Genomic DNA, 996 nt, shown 5'->3' with positions numbered 1-996 from the left:
ATTGATCAAATTCACTGCCTTCTGAAAGTCCTCTTCTTTCACGATTTTAAAGTTTGTACTTTTGGGATAGAACTCTCTAATTAATCCATTGGTGTGTTCATTCAATCCACGTTCCCATGAATGATATGGATTCGCAAAGAAGGTCTCTAGTTTCAATCTTTCAGATAGCTTCTCATGCCCACAGAATTCTCTTCCATTATCAAAGGTCATTGTCTTTCGAGATGTTGATTCTATAGGCTCAAATAGATTGAATGTCACTCTGTTTATCTCGTCCATCGTCTTGTTCTTAGCTAGTCCAGCAAGTAAATACTTCGATGCTTTATCAACATGCGTAACTACGATACCTGTGTGGTTGCACCCGATTACCGTATCACTTTCCCAATGTCCAATCTCTGTTTTTAAATCTGCAATCTTCGGTCGATTCTCTATCCCTACCCTATTGGGAATGCCACCTCGCTTCTGATGGCGACCTTTGCGCCTTCGTTGCTTTTGCTTCTGCCTCAGATATTGTTGATATATTCCCATCTCTTGATGGTTTGCATAGATCATCAGATAAATCGTCTCATAGCTGATTTTACCTAGCCCCTCCCTTTCCATTCTCCCTGCTAGTTGCTCTGGGCTGTGGTGTTGCTCTAACCGTTGTTTGACTTCGGCGATCGTCTCAGCACTGATGCTCTGAAATCTTACCTTTGCTTGTTTCCGTCTTGCTTTCATCAGGGCAACCGCAGTATCTGGCAAATAGCCAATCTGTCGCTCGTCTGTATTGCGCGATAACTCTCTTGAAATCGTACTTTTGTTTCGCTTCAAGCGACGACCTATCTCTGATACAGATAATTGCTCAATTACTCTTAGTTTATACAGTTCACTTCTTTCTGTGGTGGTAAGATGGACAAAGCTCATGAGGGTATCCTAATTATTGTGATTAATATCAGAATATCCTTATGAGTCCCTTTACGCAAAGATCTCTAGGTGTTGCATTTCATCCTTGAATTGGCG

At 41.5% G+C, this 996-nt stretch carries 1 protein-coding gene; it reads right to left on the bottom strand.

The annotated features are described in order from the left end of the window. The coding region (locus VB775_RS22525) for an IS30 family transposase (protein WP_323216963.1) at positions 1–900 on the bottom strand (900 nt) is incomplete at its 3' end. Positions 901–996: the final 96 nt, after the last annotated feature.

Source organism: Pseudanabaena sp. CCNP1317 (genome assembly GCF_034931345.1).
Lineage (GTDB): Bacteria > Cyanobacteriota > Cyanobacteriia > Pseudanabaenales > Pseudanabaenaceae > Pseudanabaena > Pseudanabaena galeata.
This window is presented reverse-complemented; position numbering and strand designations above follow the sequence as displayed.